Source organism: Kosakonia sp. S57, from assembly GCF_016516575.1.
Taxonomy (GTDB): Bacteria; Pseudomonadota; Gammaproteobacteria; order Enterobacterales; family Enterobacteriaceae; genus Kosakonia; species Kosakonia cowanii.
Window position 1 is genome coordinate 65,816 of record NZ_JACVUL010000013.1, and the last position, 14,036, is coordinate 79,851.

Sequence of the window (14,036 nt, forward strand, 5' to 3'; positions counted from 1 at the left end):
TTTATGTAGGCCGGATAAGGCGTAAGCCGTCATCCGGCAAAACCACACATCAGCCACTATCTCTTACCGATGCCGTAGCGATATTTCGCTTCATTGCCTACTCAATCCGATGATTCTTCCTGTACTGCAACGGCGTTTCGCCGATGCCGCGTTTAAACGCGCTAATAAAATAGGTCACATCGGAAAACCCGACATCAAGGGCGATCTCGCGGATGCTGAGCGGTGTGTGAAGCAGCGAGTCGCACGCTTTGCGCAGACGCAGGGTGTTTAAATATTGATGGATCGGCTCCCCGGTCTCGTAATGAAAGCGGCGCGAGACATAACTGCGTGATTTGCCAAGATCCCCGGCGAGCCGTTGCAGGCTAAACTTCTGCCGGTAATTCTCCTGCAGCCAGAACATCACTGGCGTGGCGATCCCGCTCTGCTCTTCCGGTAATTTCTCAATATCCTCCGGCAATATACTTAGCAGATTCAGCAGCAGGCAGGCGACCTGCTCGACATTCAGGCTGCGGTTCTCCGCCAACTTCCCATAACAGCTAAACAGATGATCGATATGGGGATGGATATCGGCCGCGTCCATCACCACCGCCGCGCCGCCGCGTAAGGAGAGGCGCTGTAAACGCTGGTGATTATGCGGGAAATCGCGCAGGTGTTTGAGCACCACATGGTGATCGACATGGATAATGGTGCGGCGATAACAATCCTGCGCCTGCTCATCCACCATTACCCGGTGCAGGGTAAAAGGCGGAAAGAAAAAGAGCCTGCCGGGCCGCATGGTGTAGTGGCGATTATCAACAATCACCACGCCAAAACCCTCTTCGACGTAGAGCACTTCCAGGCACTGATGCCAGTGGTGGTAACGCACGGTATTGGCGTAAAGGCGGCTAAACGACACGATAGCGTCGTTGAGGGTAATTAGTTCCAGCCGCTCTGCCTGCAAGCCTGAAGTCATGGTGCAATCAATCTCAATTTTTACTTCCCTGTAGCCATTTATAAACCACGGTTTTAAATTTTCTCAATAACGGGTTCAGAGAAGTTACGGCGGTGTGACAGAGGTAACATTTCCCCGCGCTGTTGATTAACTATTCTTCTGCCACACATCAGGGGAGGAAAGGTTATGCAGGCGGCGCACGAGAAAAAATCAAATCCATTGTCATCCCGCGACGAGGTGGTCAGCGCGCTGACTACCATGCTCGACGCGCTGGATAAACAATTTCCGGCCGGTGCGGCGCAATTCTCCCTCGGTGCTACCAGCGCCCACTACAGCGATGAGATTGCTGAAATGGAAGGGCTCTCCCGCGCGCTATGGGGGCTGTTCCCGCTGATGGCGGGCGGCGATGCACAAACCTTCAGCGAGAAATATCTGGCGGCGATCAAGCGCGGCACCGATCCGCAGGATAGCGGCTACTGGGGCGACACCGTGGCATACGATCAGCGGCTGGTGGAGATGGCGGCCTACGGTCTCGGGCTGGCGCTGCTGGGTGATAAATTCACGCTGAACTTCAGTGCGCAGGAAACCGAAAACCTCTACCGCTGGCTTAACCAGATCACCGAAGCGGAAATGCCCGACAGCAACTGGAACTTCTTCGCCATCATGGTGCAACTGGGCTTCAAACGCGCCGGTTTGCCGTGGGATGCGCAGGCGATTGAATGCCGCTTCGCAATGATGGATGCCTACTATCTTGGCGATGGTTGGTACTCCGACGGCCCCGGCCGGCCAAAAGATTACTACATTTCGATGGCGTTTCATTTTTACGGCCTGATCTATGCCACGCTGAACGGCGAAGAGGATGCGCCGCGCGCGGCAACCATTCGCGAGCGCGCCAGCCTGTTTGCCGAGGACTTTATCTATATGTCGGCGGCAGAAGGGGAGTCAGTGCCGTTTGGCCGCAGCCTCACCTACCGCTTTGCGATGGTCGCCTTCTGGAGCGCCGTTGCCTTTGCGGACCTGCCGGTCTTTACGCCGGGCGTGGTAAAAGGCGTGATCCTGCGCCACCTGCGCTGGTGGCTTAAACAACCCATCTTCGATCGCGACGGCATTCTGACCCTCGGTTTTGCCTACCCGAACCTGGCGATGTGCGAGGATTACAACTCACCCGGCTCGCCCTACTGGGCGCTGAAGGTCTTCTTGATCCTCGCGCTGCCCGCCTCTCACCCCTTCTGGCACGCCGAAGAGCAGCCGTTACCGCGGCTCGACGCGCAGCGCGTAATTGCCCCTGCCGGGCAGCTTATCGTGCACAGCGAAGAGTCGAAGCATGTCTGGATGCTGACCGCCGGACAGCTGGAGCTGAACAACTACGTCAATACCGAAGCGAAATACACCAAATTTGCCTACTCCAGCCGCTTTGGTTTCACCATCGAGCGCGGGCGTTATGGCATCAAGCATGCCGCCTGCGACTCAATGCTGCTGCTGAGTGAAGGGGATAACTACTTTCGCGGCCGCCGCGAGTGCGACGAAGTGGTGATAAGCGAACAGGCGATCTTCTCCCGCTGGTCGCCGTGGCATGACGTGCAGATCGCCACCTGGCTCATCCCCTGCGGCGAGTGGCATCTGCGCGTTCACCGCATCGACACCGCCCGCGCGCTCACCAGTGTGGAAGGGGGCTTTGCGGTGCTGAAAGCGCCCCATCGCGCTGAGCAACACGGCAGCCTGGTGGTCGCTGACAATGGTGTGAGCGGCATTTTCAATCTGCTCGCCGATGTTCCGCGCGAGGCGGATAGCGTCGTCACACCGCCCAACAGCAGCATCATGTTTTCGCCCTGTGCCTCCATTCCGGTGCTGCGCACAGAGATTGCTGCAGGCCAGCAGTGGCTGGCGTGTGCCGTGCAGGCGGCAACCTGCGAACTGGCATTTAACCCGCTCTTACCGGAATTACTTATCAACAATAACGCGCTGGTGATCCATCAACCGGGGCAGAAAAACCGTATCGAGATTGCACTTTGATGCCCGGCGCTGGCCGGGAAATAACGCTGAACCCTACATGCTTTCGTCGAGGATAGTATGGAAAAAATCACCATAAATAATAAAACTGAATATTACAAAATCAGCACCTTTATCTTTCTCTACTTTTTTACCTGGTCGGCGAGCATTGGTTTGCTGGCGATCTGGCTGGGACAAAAAGCCAATTTAAGCGGGACGGTGATCGGCACAGTCTTTGCCGTTAACGGTATCTTCTCCGTTATTCTGAAACCGATTTATGGCTATATCCTGGATAAAATCGGCATGAGCAAATATCTGCTCTATTTTGTCGTGCTGATGTCAGCCTTAATGGCGCCATTCTTTATCTATGTCTATCAGCCGCTGTTAATGTCCAACACCCTGGTCGGGATTATTGTTGGCGCTATCTATTTAAGCTTCGCGTGGTATGCGGGTGTGGCGGCGTGCGAATCCTATACCGATCGTTACAGCCGCTTAAACGGCATGGAGTTTGGGCAGATCCGCATGTGGGGATCGCTGGGCTGGGCGGTGGCTTCTTCTTTCTCCGGCCTGCTGTTTAACCTCTCTCCGGCCTACAACTTCATCATGGGTTCTGTGGCGTCACTGATCATGCTGGCGGTGCTGCTGAGCCTGAAAGTGAATGTCCACTCCGCCCACGCGGGTGAAGTGCTGACCAAAGAGAAGATCGCGCCTGCCGACGTCTATGCGCTGCTGCGTAACCGCAAATTCTGGGCCTTCTGCCTCTATGTCGCCGGTGTCGCGTGGATGATGTTTATCGCCGAGCAGCAGTTCTCACGCTACTTCGTCACCTTCTTTGACGATGTGCATGAAGGCAATGCGGTGTTTGGTTATCTGGGCACCGTGCAGTCGGGCATGGAATTTGTCATGTATATGGTCATCCCGCTGTTTGTGAACTTTATTGGCGCCAAGCGCGGGTTATTAATTGTCGGCCTGATTGTCGGCGCGCGGTTAATTATCTCCGGGCTGTGCGAATCGCATCTGCTTATTTCGATCCTCAAACCGCTCTACGGTCTCGAAATCTGTTTGCTGCTGGTGTCGGTATTTAAATATATCGCCGAGCATTTCGATAAACGCGTTAATGCCACCATGTATCTGCTGGGCTACCAGGCGATGCTCTACGTCGGCAATGTGGTGGTCTCGTCGCCCGCCGGGATTTTGTATGACCGCATCGGCTTTGAACACACCTACATCATCATGGGCGCGATTGCGCTGACCTTTACCTTTATCTCCCTGTTTACCCTGTCTGCCTGCCAGAGCAAATGGCGGCAAGCCCGCACGTTAGATGCGAAAACGGCAGGGTAATGGCTATCCGATTATCGACCAGAGAAGGAACCGAACAATGTTAAGTAAAATCAACGAGGAAACGTTACGCCCATGCCCGGCTGCGCCCGATGCGCAGGCCTTTAAAGATGAGCTGGACTCTGCGCGTAGCCACACCCTTGAACTGATTCGCCGTCATTTAACCGAGTTCGGCGAGCAGTTCCCGGCGGAGACCTGCGTCGACGGCTTTTACCCGCTCACTGGCAACGTCGAGTGGACCACCAGCTTCTGGACCGGGCAGCTATGGCTGGCCTGGGAGATGAGCGGTGATGAGGCGTTTCGCGCGCTGGCCGAGCGCCACGTGCGCTCCTTTGGCCTGCGCATCGCCGGACGCGAAGACACCAACACGCACGATCTCGGCTTTCTATACACGCTCTCCTGTGTGGCGGCCTGGCGCTTAACCGGCAATCGCGATGCGCGCGGCTTTGGGCTACTGGCGGCCGAGGCACTGCTGGAGCGCTTTCATGAAAAAGCGCAGATCATCCAGGCGTGGGGCGATCTGACCGATCCTGCCCAGGCCGGGCGGATGATCATCGACTGCAATATGAACCTGCCGCTACTCTACTGGGCGACGGAGCAAACCGGCGACCGGCGCTTTGCCGACGCCGCCGAAGCCCACGTGCGCCAGGCGGCGCAATACCTTATCCGCGAAGATGCCTCCACCTTTCACACCTACTATATGGATGTGCAGACCGGCGCGCCGCGTTATGGCAACACCCAGCAGGGCTACGCCGATGATTCCTGCTGGTCGCGCGGCCAGGCGTGGGGTATTTACGGCTTCCTGTTGAGCTATATCTACACCGGCGATAAAGAGATGGTGGCGCTGTCAAAACGGCTGGCGAACTACTTCCTTAACCGCCTGCCGGAAGATGCGGTCTGCCACTGGGATCTGGCGCTGGTGGGCACCGAGGCGTTGCGCGACTCCTCATCGGCGGCGATTGCGGTTTGCGGCTTGCTGGAGCTGGTTAAGCAGTTGCCGGTAACCGATCCGGATCGCGCCCATTACCAGCAGTGGGCGATGCGCATTATGTCATCGCTGAGTAAGCACTATCTGGCGGGCAAGCAGGAGGCGACCAACGGTCTGCTCAAGCACTCGGTCTACCATCTGTCGAGCAATAAAGGGGTGGATGAGTGTGCAAGCTGGGGGGATTACTTCTATGTCGAAGCGCTGGCGCGTTTCTCGCTGAGCTGGAAGTTGTACTGGTAAACAAAGGGCCGGCAAGGGCCGGCCTGAGTATTCTCCCCCCGCCTGGCGGTGAGGGGAAGGCTGTTACAGACCCGATTCGAGAATACGGATATGGGTCTCGAGGACATCGCCTTTTACTGCTTCGCTCCACGCTTTCATGTGGGGCGTTTGCAGGTGCGCTTCAAGATGCGCCACGCTTTCCCAACGCTCAACCATTGTGATGGAATCCGGCGCGGTCGTCTGGAAGCTGACGCCAGCGGCGTGGTCGATCAGCGGCTCATAGCCGTGGCAGCCTGCTTCTTGCAGCACAACCGGTACAATTTTCGCGAATTCATCAAGCACGGCCTGGCGATGGTGCTGCCCCGGGCGAGTGCGGATCTCTGCTACTACTGTCAACATGGTTTACTCCTTTTAAGTCCAGCTACAGTTAAGCAAAAATCTCCGCCAGATGCTTGCGATATTCTGCAATATAACGCGGGACATCCGGCATTTTGATTACGTCATTGGCGATAAATGTCGGCAATGCGTCCATACCGAGGAACTGGTTCGCTTTATGGAACGGCAGGTAAACACCGTCAACGCCGACGCCGTGGAAGAACTGCTCTTTATCGGTAAAGGCGTCGATTGGCGCGTTCCAGGTGAGCGACAGCATGTAGGTTTTGCCCTGGATTAACCCGCCGGAGCCATACTTTTTCGCCGCATCGGAGCGGGTACGGCCATCGCTGGCATAGAGTGAACCGTGGCCTTCGGTAAAGACATCATCCATATACTTTTTCACCGTCCACGGTGCGCCCATCCACCAGCCCGGCATCTGCCAGATCACCGTGTCGGCCCACAGGAAATTCTCCACTTCCGCTTTAACGTCATACTCGCCGTCGGTACGCACGGTTTTCACCTCGTGCCCGGCATCGCGCAGGAAACTGGCCGCAACGTCGGTCAGGGTATCGTTCAGTTCGCCATTGGAGTGCGCGAATTTCTTCGCACCGTTGATAATCAGAATATTGCTCATTTTTTGTTCCCGGATAAATACGTTTGTCGGCGATTCTATCCGCATCAACGGGGCGATTAAATTGGCAATAATGGCAAAGACTTTTGCGCAATAAGCAATAATCCCGCTACCAGCGCAGAGTAACGATAAAACCGCCCTCCGGATGATTAGCAAAGGTGGCCTGCATCTGATGCAGAGCGGCAATACGCTGCACAATCGATAACCCCAGCCCGCTACCGGTCTCACTCTGCCCCGGCGGGCGATAGAAGCGCTCGCCAATCCGCGCCAGCGCCTCGTCGCTGACGCCCGGGCCATTATCCCGCACGCTCAGGCTGTTGGCTTCAACGGTGACATCCACCACGCTGCCCGGCGGGCTGTAGCGGATGGCGTTATCCAGCAGGTTGCGCACCAGCAGGCTGAGCAGCAGCGGCTGGCCCTGGCGGCGCACGCCGTGGGCATTCAGATGCAGGCGGATATCCATTCCCGCCTGCTGCGCGCTGTGGTAGGTCTCCATCACAGCCGATTGCAGCAGCGCATCCAGCTCCAGTGTCTCAACATCCTCCATATGCTCCAGCGAATCGAGGCGCGAAAGGGTTAGCAGCTGATCGACCAGCCGCGTTGCGCGATCGATCCCGAGGTGTAACTGGCTCAGCGCTCTGGCGCGCGCGGTGGGATCGTCATCAGAGAGCTGTGCGACTTCCGTCTGCACTTTCAGCGCCGCCAGCGGGCTGCGCAGCTCATGGGCGGCGTCGGAGGTAAAGCGCCGTTCGCGCAGCATCATGGTGTGCGTGCGGGCAAAGAGTTGGTTGAGCGCATCCAGCAGCGGGCGCACTTCGCCGGGCACGCCGCGGGTCTCCAGCGCATCGGCGCGATCCGGGGCGCGCGTACGCAGCGCCAGCGCCACCTTTTTCAACGGTCGCAGTTCACGGGTCAGCAGGGCGATTAACAGTAACAACATTAATGGCAGCGCCACCAGCCACGGCGTCAGCTGTGAGGTGATGATCTCCAGCGCCATCTCCTGGCGATACTCCCACTCCTGACCAACCACAATGCGGTACTCGCCGCCGGGCGCGGTCAGCCACAAAAAGCGCCACTTATCGTCATCATCGCGCAGTTGCCCATCATCAAAACCATCGCGACGCCAGGAGTAGGGGATATCGCGCCCGTTGTCGCCATCGTGCAGCAGCAGTTTGCCGTCGGTGGAGAAGATGGCGAAGGCCAGCACGTCATCATCAAGACGGCCATGCTTAATCTTCTTTTTAGTCACTTGCGGTGCGGCGCTTTGCAACTGGTCGAGCTTCATCACGCTCAGGCGTTTTGCGAACAGCATCTGCTGGGTATCAAACAGCTTGTCGAGTTTGTCGCGCGTCTGCTGCCAGGCGACGACGCTGGCGCAGAGCCACGCCGCCAGCGAGAGCAGCAAAAAGAGCAGTGTCAGACGCAGCCGCAGGCTATGGGGAAACGTAAATTTCATGCCTCTCCTAAGGTGTAGCCGATGCCGTGCACAGTGCGGATAAAGTCGCTGCCGAGCTTGCGGCGAAGATGGTGCACATGCACCTCCACCGCGTTGCTGGAGACATCGCCATCCCAGCTGTAGAGCTTCTCTTCAATCGCTTTGCGCGGCAGCACGCGCCCAACGTTACGCAGCAGGAGCTCCAGCAGGGCGAACTCTTTCGGTTTCAGCACCAGCGTCTCGTTATGAAAGGTGGCGACCAGACTTACCGGGTCGAGGGTGACCTGGCCGTGGCGCAGCAGGCTCTGCGCCTGGCCGTGGGTGCGGCGAATCAGCGCCTCCAGCCGGGCGGCCACTTCCACCAGCGCAAAGGGTTTACACAGATAGTCATCAGCACCGAGCCGCAGCCCTTCGACCCGCTGCTCGATGGCGTCGCGGGCGGTAAGGATCAGCACCGGCTCGCTGCGCTTCTGCTCACGCCAGTCGCGCAGGATGGTTAACCCATCAAGGCCCGGCAGCGTTAAGTCGAGGATCACCGCATCATAAGGGGCGGCAAACAGCGCCGCTTTGCCGAGCTTGCCGTCGGTAAACCAGTCGACGGTGAAGCCTTTTTTGCCAAGACCAGCCTTCAGACCGTCGCCAATCAGCGCATCATCTTCTATCAGCAGAATTCGCATACTCTCTCCGTGTACTCAGGCTTGCAGGCAGTTAACCCGCTCACAGCGGGCGTTGTACAGCGAAAAATAATCTTTTTATGCCTTAAGAAGTTGTTAAGAAGTGGCTGGCTTAATGGAGCCTTACCAACAAAAAGGGAGAGATAAAATGAAAAAGTTTGCTGCTATCACCGCTGTTCTCGCACTCTGCGCCGCGCCGGCATTTGCTGCTAATCAGGGCGGTTTTACCGGCCCGGGCGCGGCACAACAACAAACCACCTCTCAGCAGGGCGGCGGCTTTACTGGGCCAAACGGCAGTAAAGCGACCGTTGAGAGCGCAAAATCCCTGCGCGATGATGCGTGGGTTACGCTTAGCGGGAACATCGTTGAGCGCATCTCGGATGATACCTACTCCTTCAAAGATGCTACTGGCACCATCAATGTCGATATTGACCAGAAACGCTGGAAAGGGCTGAGCGTCGGACCGCAGGATAAGGTCGAAATCCAGGGTGAAGTGGACAAAGACTGGAACTCCGTTGAGATCGACGTAAAAGAGATCCGCAAAGTCGGTCAGTAAGCGCTGACCGCTCGTGAAAAAATCGCGCATCGCTATGACTCCTCGCCGCAGATAGGGTAGTATCTGCGGCAATATTGCCGCCGAAAAGGTGGGCGCATACGTTGAGGAATCACGATTAATGAGCGATATGGCAGAGCGCCTTGCGCTGCATGAATTTACGGAAAACGCATACCTGAACTACTCCATGTACGTCATCATGGATCGTGCGTTGCCGTTTATCGGTGATGGCCTGAAACCCGTTCAGCGTCGCATCGTCTACGCAATGTCTGAACTGGGGCTGAGCGCCAGCGCGAAGTTCAAGAAATCCGCCCGTACCGTGGGCGACGTTCTGGGTAAATACCACCCGCACGGCGACAGCGCCTGCTACGAAGCGATGGTGCTGATGGCGCAGCCCTTCTCCTATCGCTACCCGCTGGTCGACGGCCAGGGGAACTGGGGGGCACCGGACGATCCGAAATCCTTCGCCGCCATGCGTTATACCGAATCCCGCCTGTCGAAATATGCCGAGCTGCTGCTGAGCGAGCTGGGGCAGGGCACCGTTGAGTGGGTGCCGAACTTCGACGGTACGCTGCAGGAGCCGAAAATGCTGCCTGCCCGCCTGCCGAACATTTTGCTGAACGGCACCACCGGCATTGCAGTCGGTATGGCGACGGACATTCCGCCGCACAACCTGCGCGAAGTCGCCAACGCGGCGATGGAGCTGATTGACCAGCCGAAAACCACCCTCGATGAGCTGCTGGATATTGTCCAGGGGCCGGACTACCCGACCGAAGCAGAGATCATCACCTCGCGTGCTGAAATTCGCAAAATCTACCAGAACGGTCGCGGCTCGGTGCGTATGCGCGCGGTGTGGAAAAAAGAGGATGGCGCCGTGGTGATCACCGCGCTGCCGCACCAGGTCTCCGGCGCGCGCGTGCTGGAGCAGATCGCCAGCCAGATGCGCAATAAAAAATTGCCGATGGTCGATGACCTGCGAGATGAGTCGGACCACGAAAACCCGACCCGTCTGGTGGTGGTGCCGCGCTCCAACCGCGTCGATATGGATCAGGTGATGAACCACCTCTTCGCCACCACCGATCTGGAGAAGAGCTACCGCATCAACCTCAATATGATTGGCCTCGATGGTCGCCCGGCGGTGAAAAACCTGCTGGAGATCCTCACCGAATGGCTGACCTTCCGCCGCGATACGGTGCGCCGCCGCCTTAATCACCGCCTGGAGAAAGTGCTCAAGCGCCTGCATATCCTTGAAGGTTTGCTGGTGGCGTTCCTCAATATTGACGAAGTGATTGAGATTATCCGCGGCGAAGATGAGCCGAAGCCGGTGCTGATGTCGCGTTTCGGCATCAGCGAAACCCAGGCGGAAGCCATTCTTGAGTTAAAACTGCGCCATCTCGCCAAACTGGAAGAGATGAAGATCCGCGGCGAGCAGAGCGAGCTGGAAAAAGAGCGCGATCAGCTGCAGGCGATCCTCGCTTCCGAGCGCAAGATGAACACCCTGCTGAAAAAAGAACTCCAGGCCGATGCCACCGCTTTCGGCGACGATCGCCGCTCACCGCTGCACGAGCGCGAAGAGGCCAAAGCGATGAGCGAGCACGATATGCTGCCGTCAGAGCCGGTCACCATCGTGCTGTCGCAGATGGGCTGGGTGCGCAGCGCCAAAGGGCATGACATTGACGCGCAGGGGCTGAGCTACAAAGCGGGCGACAGCTGGAAAGCGTCGGCGAAGGGCAAGAGCAACCAGCCGGTGGTATTTATCGATACCACCGGGCGCAGCTATGCCGTCGACCCGATTTCGCTGCCGTCGGCGCGCGGGCAGGGCGAGCCGATCACCGGCAAGCTGACGCTGCCGCCGGGCGCGACGGTTGAGCATATGATGATGAGCAATGAAGATCAGAAGCTGCTGATGGCCTCCGATGCCGGTTACGGTTTCGTCTGTACCTTCAATGACTTAATTGCCCGTAACCGTGCCGGTAAAGCGCTGATCAACCTGCCGGAGAACGCGCGCGTGATGGCACCGATTGCCATCGAGCACGACGACGATATGCTGCTGGCGATCACCGCCGCCGGGCGCATGCTGATGTTCCCGGTCAGCGATCTGCCGCAGCTCTCGAAAGGCAAAGGCAACAAAATCATCGGCATACCTTCCGCTGAAGCGGCGAAAGGCAGCGACGCGCTGGCGCACCTCTACCTGCTGCCTCCGCAGAGCACGCTGACGCTCCACGTCGGCAAACGCAAGATCAAACTGCGTCCGGAAGAGCTGCAAAAAGTGCATGGCGAGCGCGGACGTCGCGGTACGCTGATGCGCGGTTTGCAGAAGATTGACCGCATAGAGATCGACTCGCCGACCCGTCCGGGCGCGGGCGATAGCGAAGAGTAATCTTCATCATCCTCTCCCCGCCGCGTGCGGGGAGATATTTCTTAGAAATTTCCCGTAAAGACGTTGTTTATTCGCAGATTGCGATTAACAATACGTTCTTTTTAAAGGCCGCATAACACAAGCCCGGACCGCATGGCGGTCAGCGAGGCGCAGCCAGCATCAGCGGATTTACGCTGGCGTGTATATAATGCTCAGGGTATGGGCTTCAGAGGTCGCTATGTTATTTATTTTTCGTGTCATCATCATCGTTATCTACTCCATTCTTGTCTCGATATTCGGCTCGATTTACTGCCTGTTCAGTCCAAGAAACCCAAAACATGTTGCCACCTTCGGCCATCTTTTTGGTCGCCTTGCGCCAGTGTGCGGGCTGAAAGTGGAAAGACGCCTGCCGCCGGGCGCGGATAAGTTCGGCAACGCCATCTATATCGCTAACCACCAAAACAACTACGATATGGTCACCGCCTCCAGCATTGTGCTGCCGCCGACGGTTACCGTGGGTAAAAAGAGCCTGCTGTGGATCCCCTTTTTTGGTCAACTCTACTGGCTGACCGGCAACCTGCTGATTGACCGCGATAACCGCGCCAAAGCGCACGGCACCATCGCGCAGGTGGTGAAGCAGATCCAGAAACGTAACATCTCGGTCTGGATGTTCCCGGAAGGGACGCGTAGCCGTGGTCGCGGCCTGCTGCCATTTAAAACCGGTGCATTCCACGCCGCGATTGCGGCCGGTGTGCCGATTATTCCGGTCTGCGTCTCCACCACCTCGAATAAAGTAAATCTCAACCGCCTGAAGAATGGGCTGGTGATTGTTGAAATGCTGCCGCCGGTGGATGTGACGCAGTTCGGTAAAGATCAGGTTCGCCAGTTAGCGACCCACTGCCGCGAACTGATGGCGGCAAAAATCGAAGAGCTCGATAAAGAAGTGGCAGAACGCGAAGCCGCCGGTCGGGTATAAACGTCAGTTGTGAGCAAACCCGGAGGCACCCAGCCTCTGGCGTATTAAGTCAGTGTTACTCGGAGCAAATATGTCACTCAGTCGGCGTCAGTTTCTTCAGGCTTCCGGCCTTGCGCTATGTACCAGCGCAGTGCCGCTGAGGGCGAATGCTGCCGGGCAGCAACCGCCGCTGCCCGTTCCGCCGCTGCTCGAATCGCGGCGCGGACAGCCGCTTTTTATGACGCTCCAGCGCGCGCACTGGTCCTTTGTTAAAGGCACCCGCGCGCCGGTTTCCGGCATCAACGGTCGCTATCTCGGGCCGACCATCCGCGTGTGGAATGGCGATGACGTAAAGCTGATTTACAGCAACCGGCTGACGGAAAGCGTGGCGATGACCGTGAGCGGCCTGCAGGTGCCTGGTCCGCTGATGGGCGGCGCAGCGCGCATGATGAGCGCCAGCAATGACTGGGCACCGGTGCTGCCAATTCGCCAGAGCGCCGCGACATTGTGGTATCACGCCAACACGCCAAACCGCACCGCTGAGCAGGTCTACAGCGGCCTGGCGGGGATGTGGCTGGTGGAAGATGAGATCAGCAAAGCGCTGCCGATCCCCAACCACTACGGCGTGGATGACTTTCCGATCATCATTCAGGATAAGCGGCTGGATAACTTCGGTACGCCGGAGTACAGCGAGCCGGGCAGCGGCGGCTTTGTCGGCGATACCTTGATGGTCAACGGCGCGCAAAGCCCGTTTGTCGAAGTCTCCCGCGGCTGGGTGCGCCTGCGTCTGCTCAATGCCTCCAACTCCCGACGCTATCTGCTACAGATGAGCGACGGCCGCGCCCTGCATGTTATCGCCGGCGATCAGGGCTTTCTGCCCGCGCCGGTGTCGGTCAAACAGCTCTCGCTGGCGCCCGGCGAGCGGCGCGAAGTGCTGGTCGATATGACCAACGGTGATGAAGTTTCGATTACCTGCGGCGAAGCGGCGGGGATCATGGATCGGCTGCGCGGCCTGTTTGAGCCGTCGAGCATTCTTATCTCCACGCTGGTGCTGACGTTGCGTCCTACCGGCCTGCTGCCGCTGGTGACGGATACCCTGCCGATGCGCCTGCTGCCTGCGGATCTGATGGCCGGTTCGCCGTCGCGCAGCCGGGACATGACCCTTGGTAGCGATCCGGGCATCAATGGCCAGCTGTGGGATCCACAGCGCATCGATGTGACCGCCCAGCAGGGCACCTGGGAGCGCTGGACGGTGCGCGCAGAGATGCCACAGTCGTTCCATATTGAAGGCGCAATGTTTATGCTGCGCAGCGTCAACGGCGCGCTGCCGTTCCCGGAAGATCGCGGCTGGAAAGATACCGTCTGGATCGACGGCCAGGTGGAACTGCTGGTGTGGTTTGGTCAACCTTCGTGGCCGCACTTCCCGTTCCAGTTCCAGAGCCAGACGCTGGAGATGGCCGATCGCGGCTCGGTCGGCCAGCTGCTGGTCAACCCCGCGCCGTAATTTCCTCCAACCCGGCGGCGCTCTGCCTGCCGGGTGCTGAAAAAACCTCCTTCTATTCCCCTACAAAGAGGGCGTATAATCGCCG

The 14,036-nt window shown here is 58.0% G+C and carries 12 protein-coding genes; 7 read left to right on the forward strand and 5 right to left on the reverse strand.

Features of this window, described 5'->3' with window-relative positions; all coding sequences use genetic code 11:
• Window positions 1–97: 97 nt before the first annotated feature.
• Window positions 98–952, reverse strand: a complete 855-nt coding sequence (locus tag IAE48_RS14100; protein WP_200134764.1) for an AraC family transcriptional regulator — start codon at window positions 950–952, stop codon at window positions 98–100.
• Window positions 953–1,117: 165 nt separating this feature from the next.
• Here IAE48_RS14100 and IAE48_RS14105 point away from each other — a divergent pair, with 165 nt between their 5' ends.
• From IAE48_RS14105 to IAE48_RS14115, 3 genes are read left to right on the forward strand one after another with little or no spacing between them, the layout of a single operon-like run.
• Window positions 1,118–2,944 carry a DUF2264 domain-containing protein gene (locus IAE48_RS14105; RefSeq protein ID WP_200134765.1) on the forward strand — a complete coding sequence of 609 codons (1,827 nt, stop codon included), beginning with the start codon at window positions 1,118–1,120 and terminating at the stop codon, window positions 2,942–2,944.
• A 57-nt stretch (window positions 2,945–3,001) separates the two neighbouring features.
• Entirely contained in the window at window positions 3,002–4,261 is a 1,260-nt protein-coding gene (locus tag IAE48_RS14110; RefSeq protein ID WP_023480794.1) for an oligosaccharide MFS transporter, read from the forward strand.
• Window positions 4,262–4,298: 37 nt separating this feature from the next.
• Window positions 4,299–5,486, forward strand: coding sequence for a glycoside hydrolase family 88 protein (locus tag IAE48_RS14115; protein WP_200134766.1), 1,188 nt, complete (start codon window positions 4,299–4,301; stop codon window positions 5,484–5,486).
• Window positions 5,487–5,549: 63 nt separating this feature from the next.
• Here IAE48_RS14115 and IAE48_RS14120 read toward each other — a convergent pair whose 3' ends face one another.
• The 4 genes from IAE48_RS14120 to qseB all read right to left on the reverse strand — a co-directional run bounded on the left by IAE48_RS14120 (window position 5,550) and on the right by qseB (window position 8,583).
• Window positions 5,550–5,864 (reverse strand): putative quinol monooxygenase, encoded by a 315-nt coding sequence (locus tag IAE48_RS14120; RefSeq protein ID WP_023480887.1) that lies wholly within the window; start codon window positions 5,862–5,864, stop codon window positions 5,550–5,552.
• A gap of 28 nt (window positions 5,865–5,892) precedes the next feature.
• On the reverse strand, window positions 5,893–6,474 hold the full coding sequence (locus tag IAE48_RS14125; protein ID WP_023480904.1) for an NAD(P)H-dependent oxidoreductase: 582 nt from the start codon (window positions 6,472–6,474) through the stop codon (window positions 5,893–5,895).
• Between the two features lie 106 nt (window positions 6,475–6,580).
• On the reverse strand, window positions 6,581–7,927 hold the full coding sequence (qseC, locus tag IAE48_RS14130) for a quorum sensing histidine kinase QseC (RefSeq protein ID WP_200134767.1): 1,347 nt from the start codon (window positions 7,925–7,927) through the stop codon (window positions 6,581–6,583).
• Window positions 7,924–8,583, reverse strand: coding sequence for a quorum sensing response regulator transcription factor QseB (qseB, locus tag IAE48_RS14135; RefSeq protein WP_042717998.1), 660 nt, complete (start codon window positions 8,581–8,583; stop codon window positions 7,924–7,926). Before qseB ends, qseC begins: the two co-directional genes overlap by 4 nt.
• Before the next feature lie 145 nt (window positions 8,584–8,728).
• Between qseB and IAE48_RS14140 the strand changes: the two genes are divergently transcribed.
• The 4 genes from IAE48_RS14140 (at window position 8,729) to ftsP (ending at window position 13,951) form a co-directional block, all read left to right on the forward strand.
• Window positions 8,729–9,136 carry a YgiW/YdeI family stress tolerance OB fold protein gene (locus IAE48_RS14140; protein WP_054803380.1) on the forward strand — a complete coding sequence of 136 codons (408 nt, stop codon included), beginning with the start codon at window positions 8,729–8,731 and terminating at the stop codon, window positions 9,134–9,136.
• A gap of 118 nt (window positions 9,137–9,254) precedes the next feature.
• Complete coding sequence (parC, locus tag IAE48_RS14145) at window positions 9,255–11,513, forward strand: DNA topoisomerase IV subunit A (protein WP_200134768.1); 2,259 nt, start codon at window positions 9,255–9,257, stop codon at window positions 11,511–11,513.
• Between the two features lie 217 nt (window positions 11,514–11,730).
• The gene (locus tag IAE48_RS14150; protein WP_128482093.1) at window positions 11,731–12,468 is read left to right on the forward strand and encodes a 1-acylglycerol-3-phosphate O-acyltransferase; all 738 of its coding nucleotides are present in this window, start codon (window positions 11,731–11,733) and stop codon (window positions 12,466–12,468) included.
• 70 nt (window positions 12,469–12,538) lie between these two features.
• Complete coding sequence (ftsP, locus tag IAE48_RS14155) at window positions 12,539–13,951, forward strand: cell division protein FtsP (protein WP_042718004.1); 1,413 nt, start codon at window positions 12,539–12,541, stop codon at window positions 13,949–13,951.
• The last annotated feature ends 85 nt before the right edge of the window (window positions 13,952–14,036 follow it).

Bases quoted from the DNA above. Each gene is read 5' to 3' on its own strand.
- IAE48_RS14100 (WP_200134764.1), bottom strand. From the start codon at position 952: ATGACTTCAGGCTTGCAGGCAGAGCGGCTGGAACTAATTACCCTCAAC.
- IAE48_RS14105 (WP_200134765.1), top strand. From the start codon at position 1,118: ATGCAGGCGGCGCACGAGAAAAAATCAAATCCATTGTCATCCCGCGAC.
- IAE48_RS14110 (WP_023480794.1), top strand. From the start codon at position 3,002: ATGGAAAAAATCACCATAAATAATAAAACTGAATATTACAAAATCAGC.
- IAE48_RS14115 (WP_200134766.1), top strand. From the start codon at position 4,299: ATGTTAAGTAAAATCAACGAGGAAACGTTACGCCCATGCCCGGCTGCG.
- IAE48_RS14120 (WP_023480887.1), bottom strand. From the start codon at position 5,864: ATGTTGACAGTAGTAGCAGAGATCCGCACTCGCCCGGGGCAGCACCAT.
- IAE48_RS14125 (WP_023480904.1), bottom strand. From the start codon at position 6,474: ATGAGCAATATTCTGATTATCAACGGTGCGAAGAAATTCGCGCACTCC.
- qseC (WP_200134767.1), bottom strand. From the start codon at position 7,927: ATGAAATTTACGTTTCCCCATAGCCTGCGGCTGCGTCTGACACTGCTC.
- qseB (WP_042717998.1), bottom strand. From the start codon at position 8,583: ATGCGAATTCTGCTGATAGAAGATGATGCGCTGATTGGCGACGGTCTG.
- IAE48_RS14140 (WP_054803380.1), top strand. From the start codon at position 8,729: ATGAAAAAGTTTGCTGCTATCACCGCTGTTCTCGCACTCTGCGCCGCG.
- parC (WP_200134768.1), top strand. From the start codon at position 9,255: ATGAGCGATATGGCAGAGCGCCTTGCGCTGCATGAATTTACGGAAAAC.
- IAE48_RS14150 (WP_128482093.1), top strand. From the start codon at position 11,731: ATGTTATTTATTTTTCGTGTCATCATCATCGTTATCTACTCCATTCTT.
- ftsP (WP_042718004.1), top strand. From the start codon at position 12,539: ATGTCACTCAGTCGGCGTCAGTTTCTTCAGGCTTCCGGCCTTGCGCTA.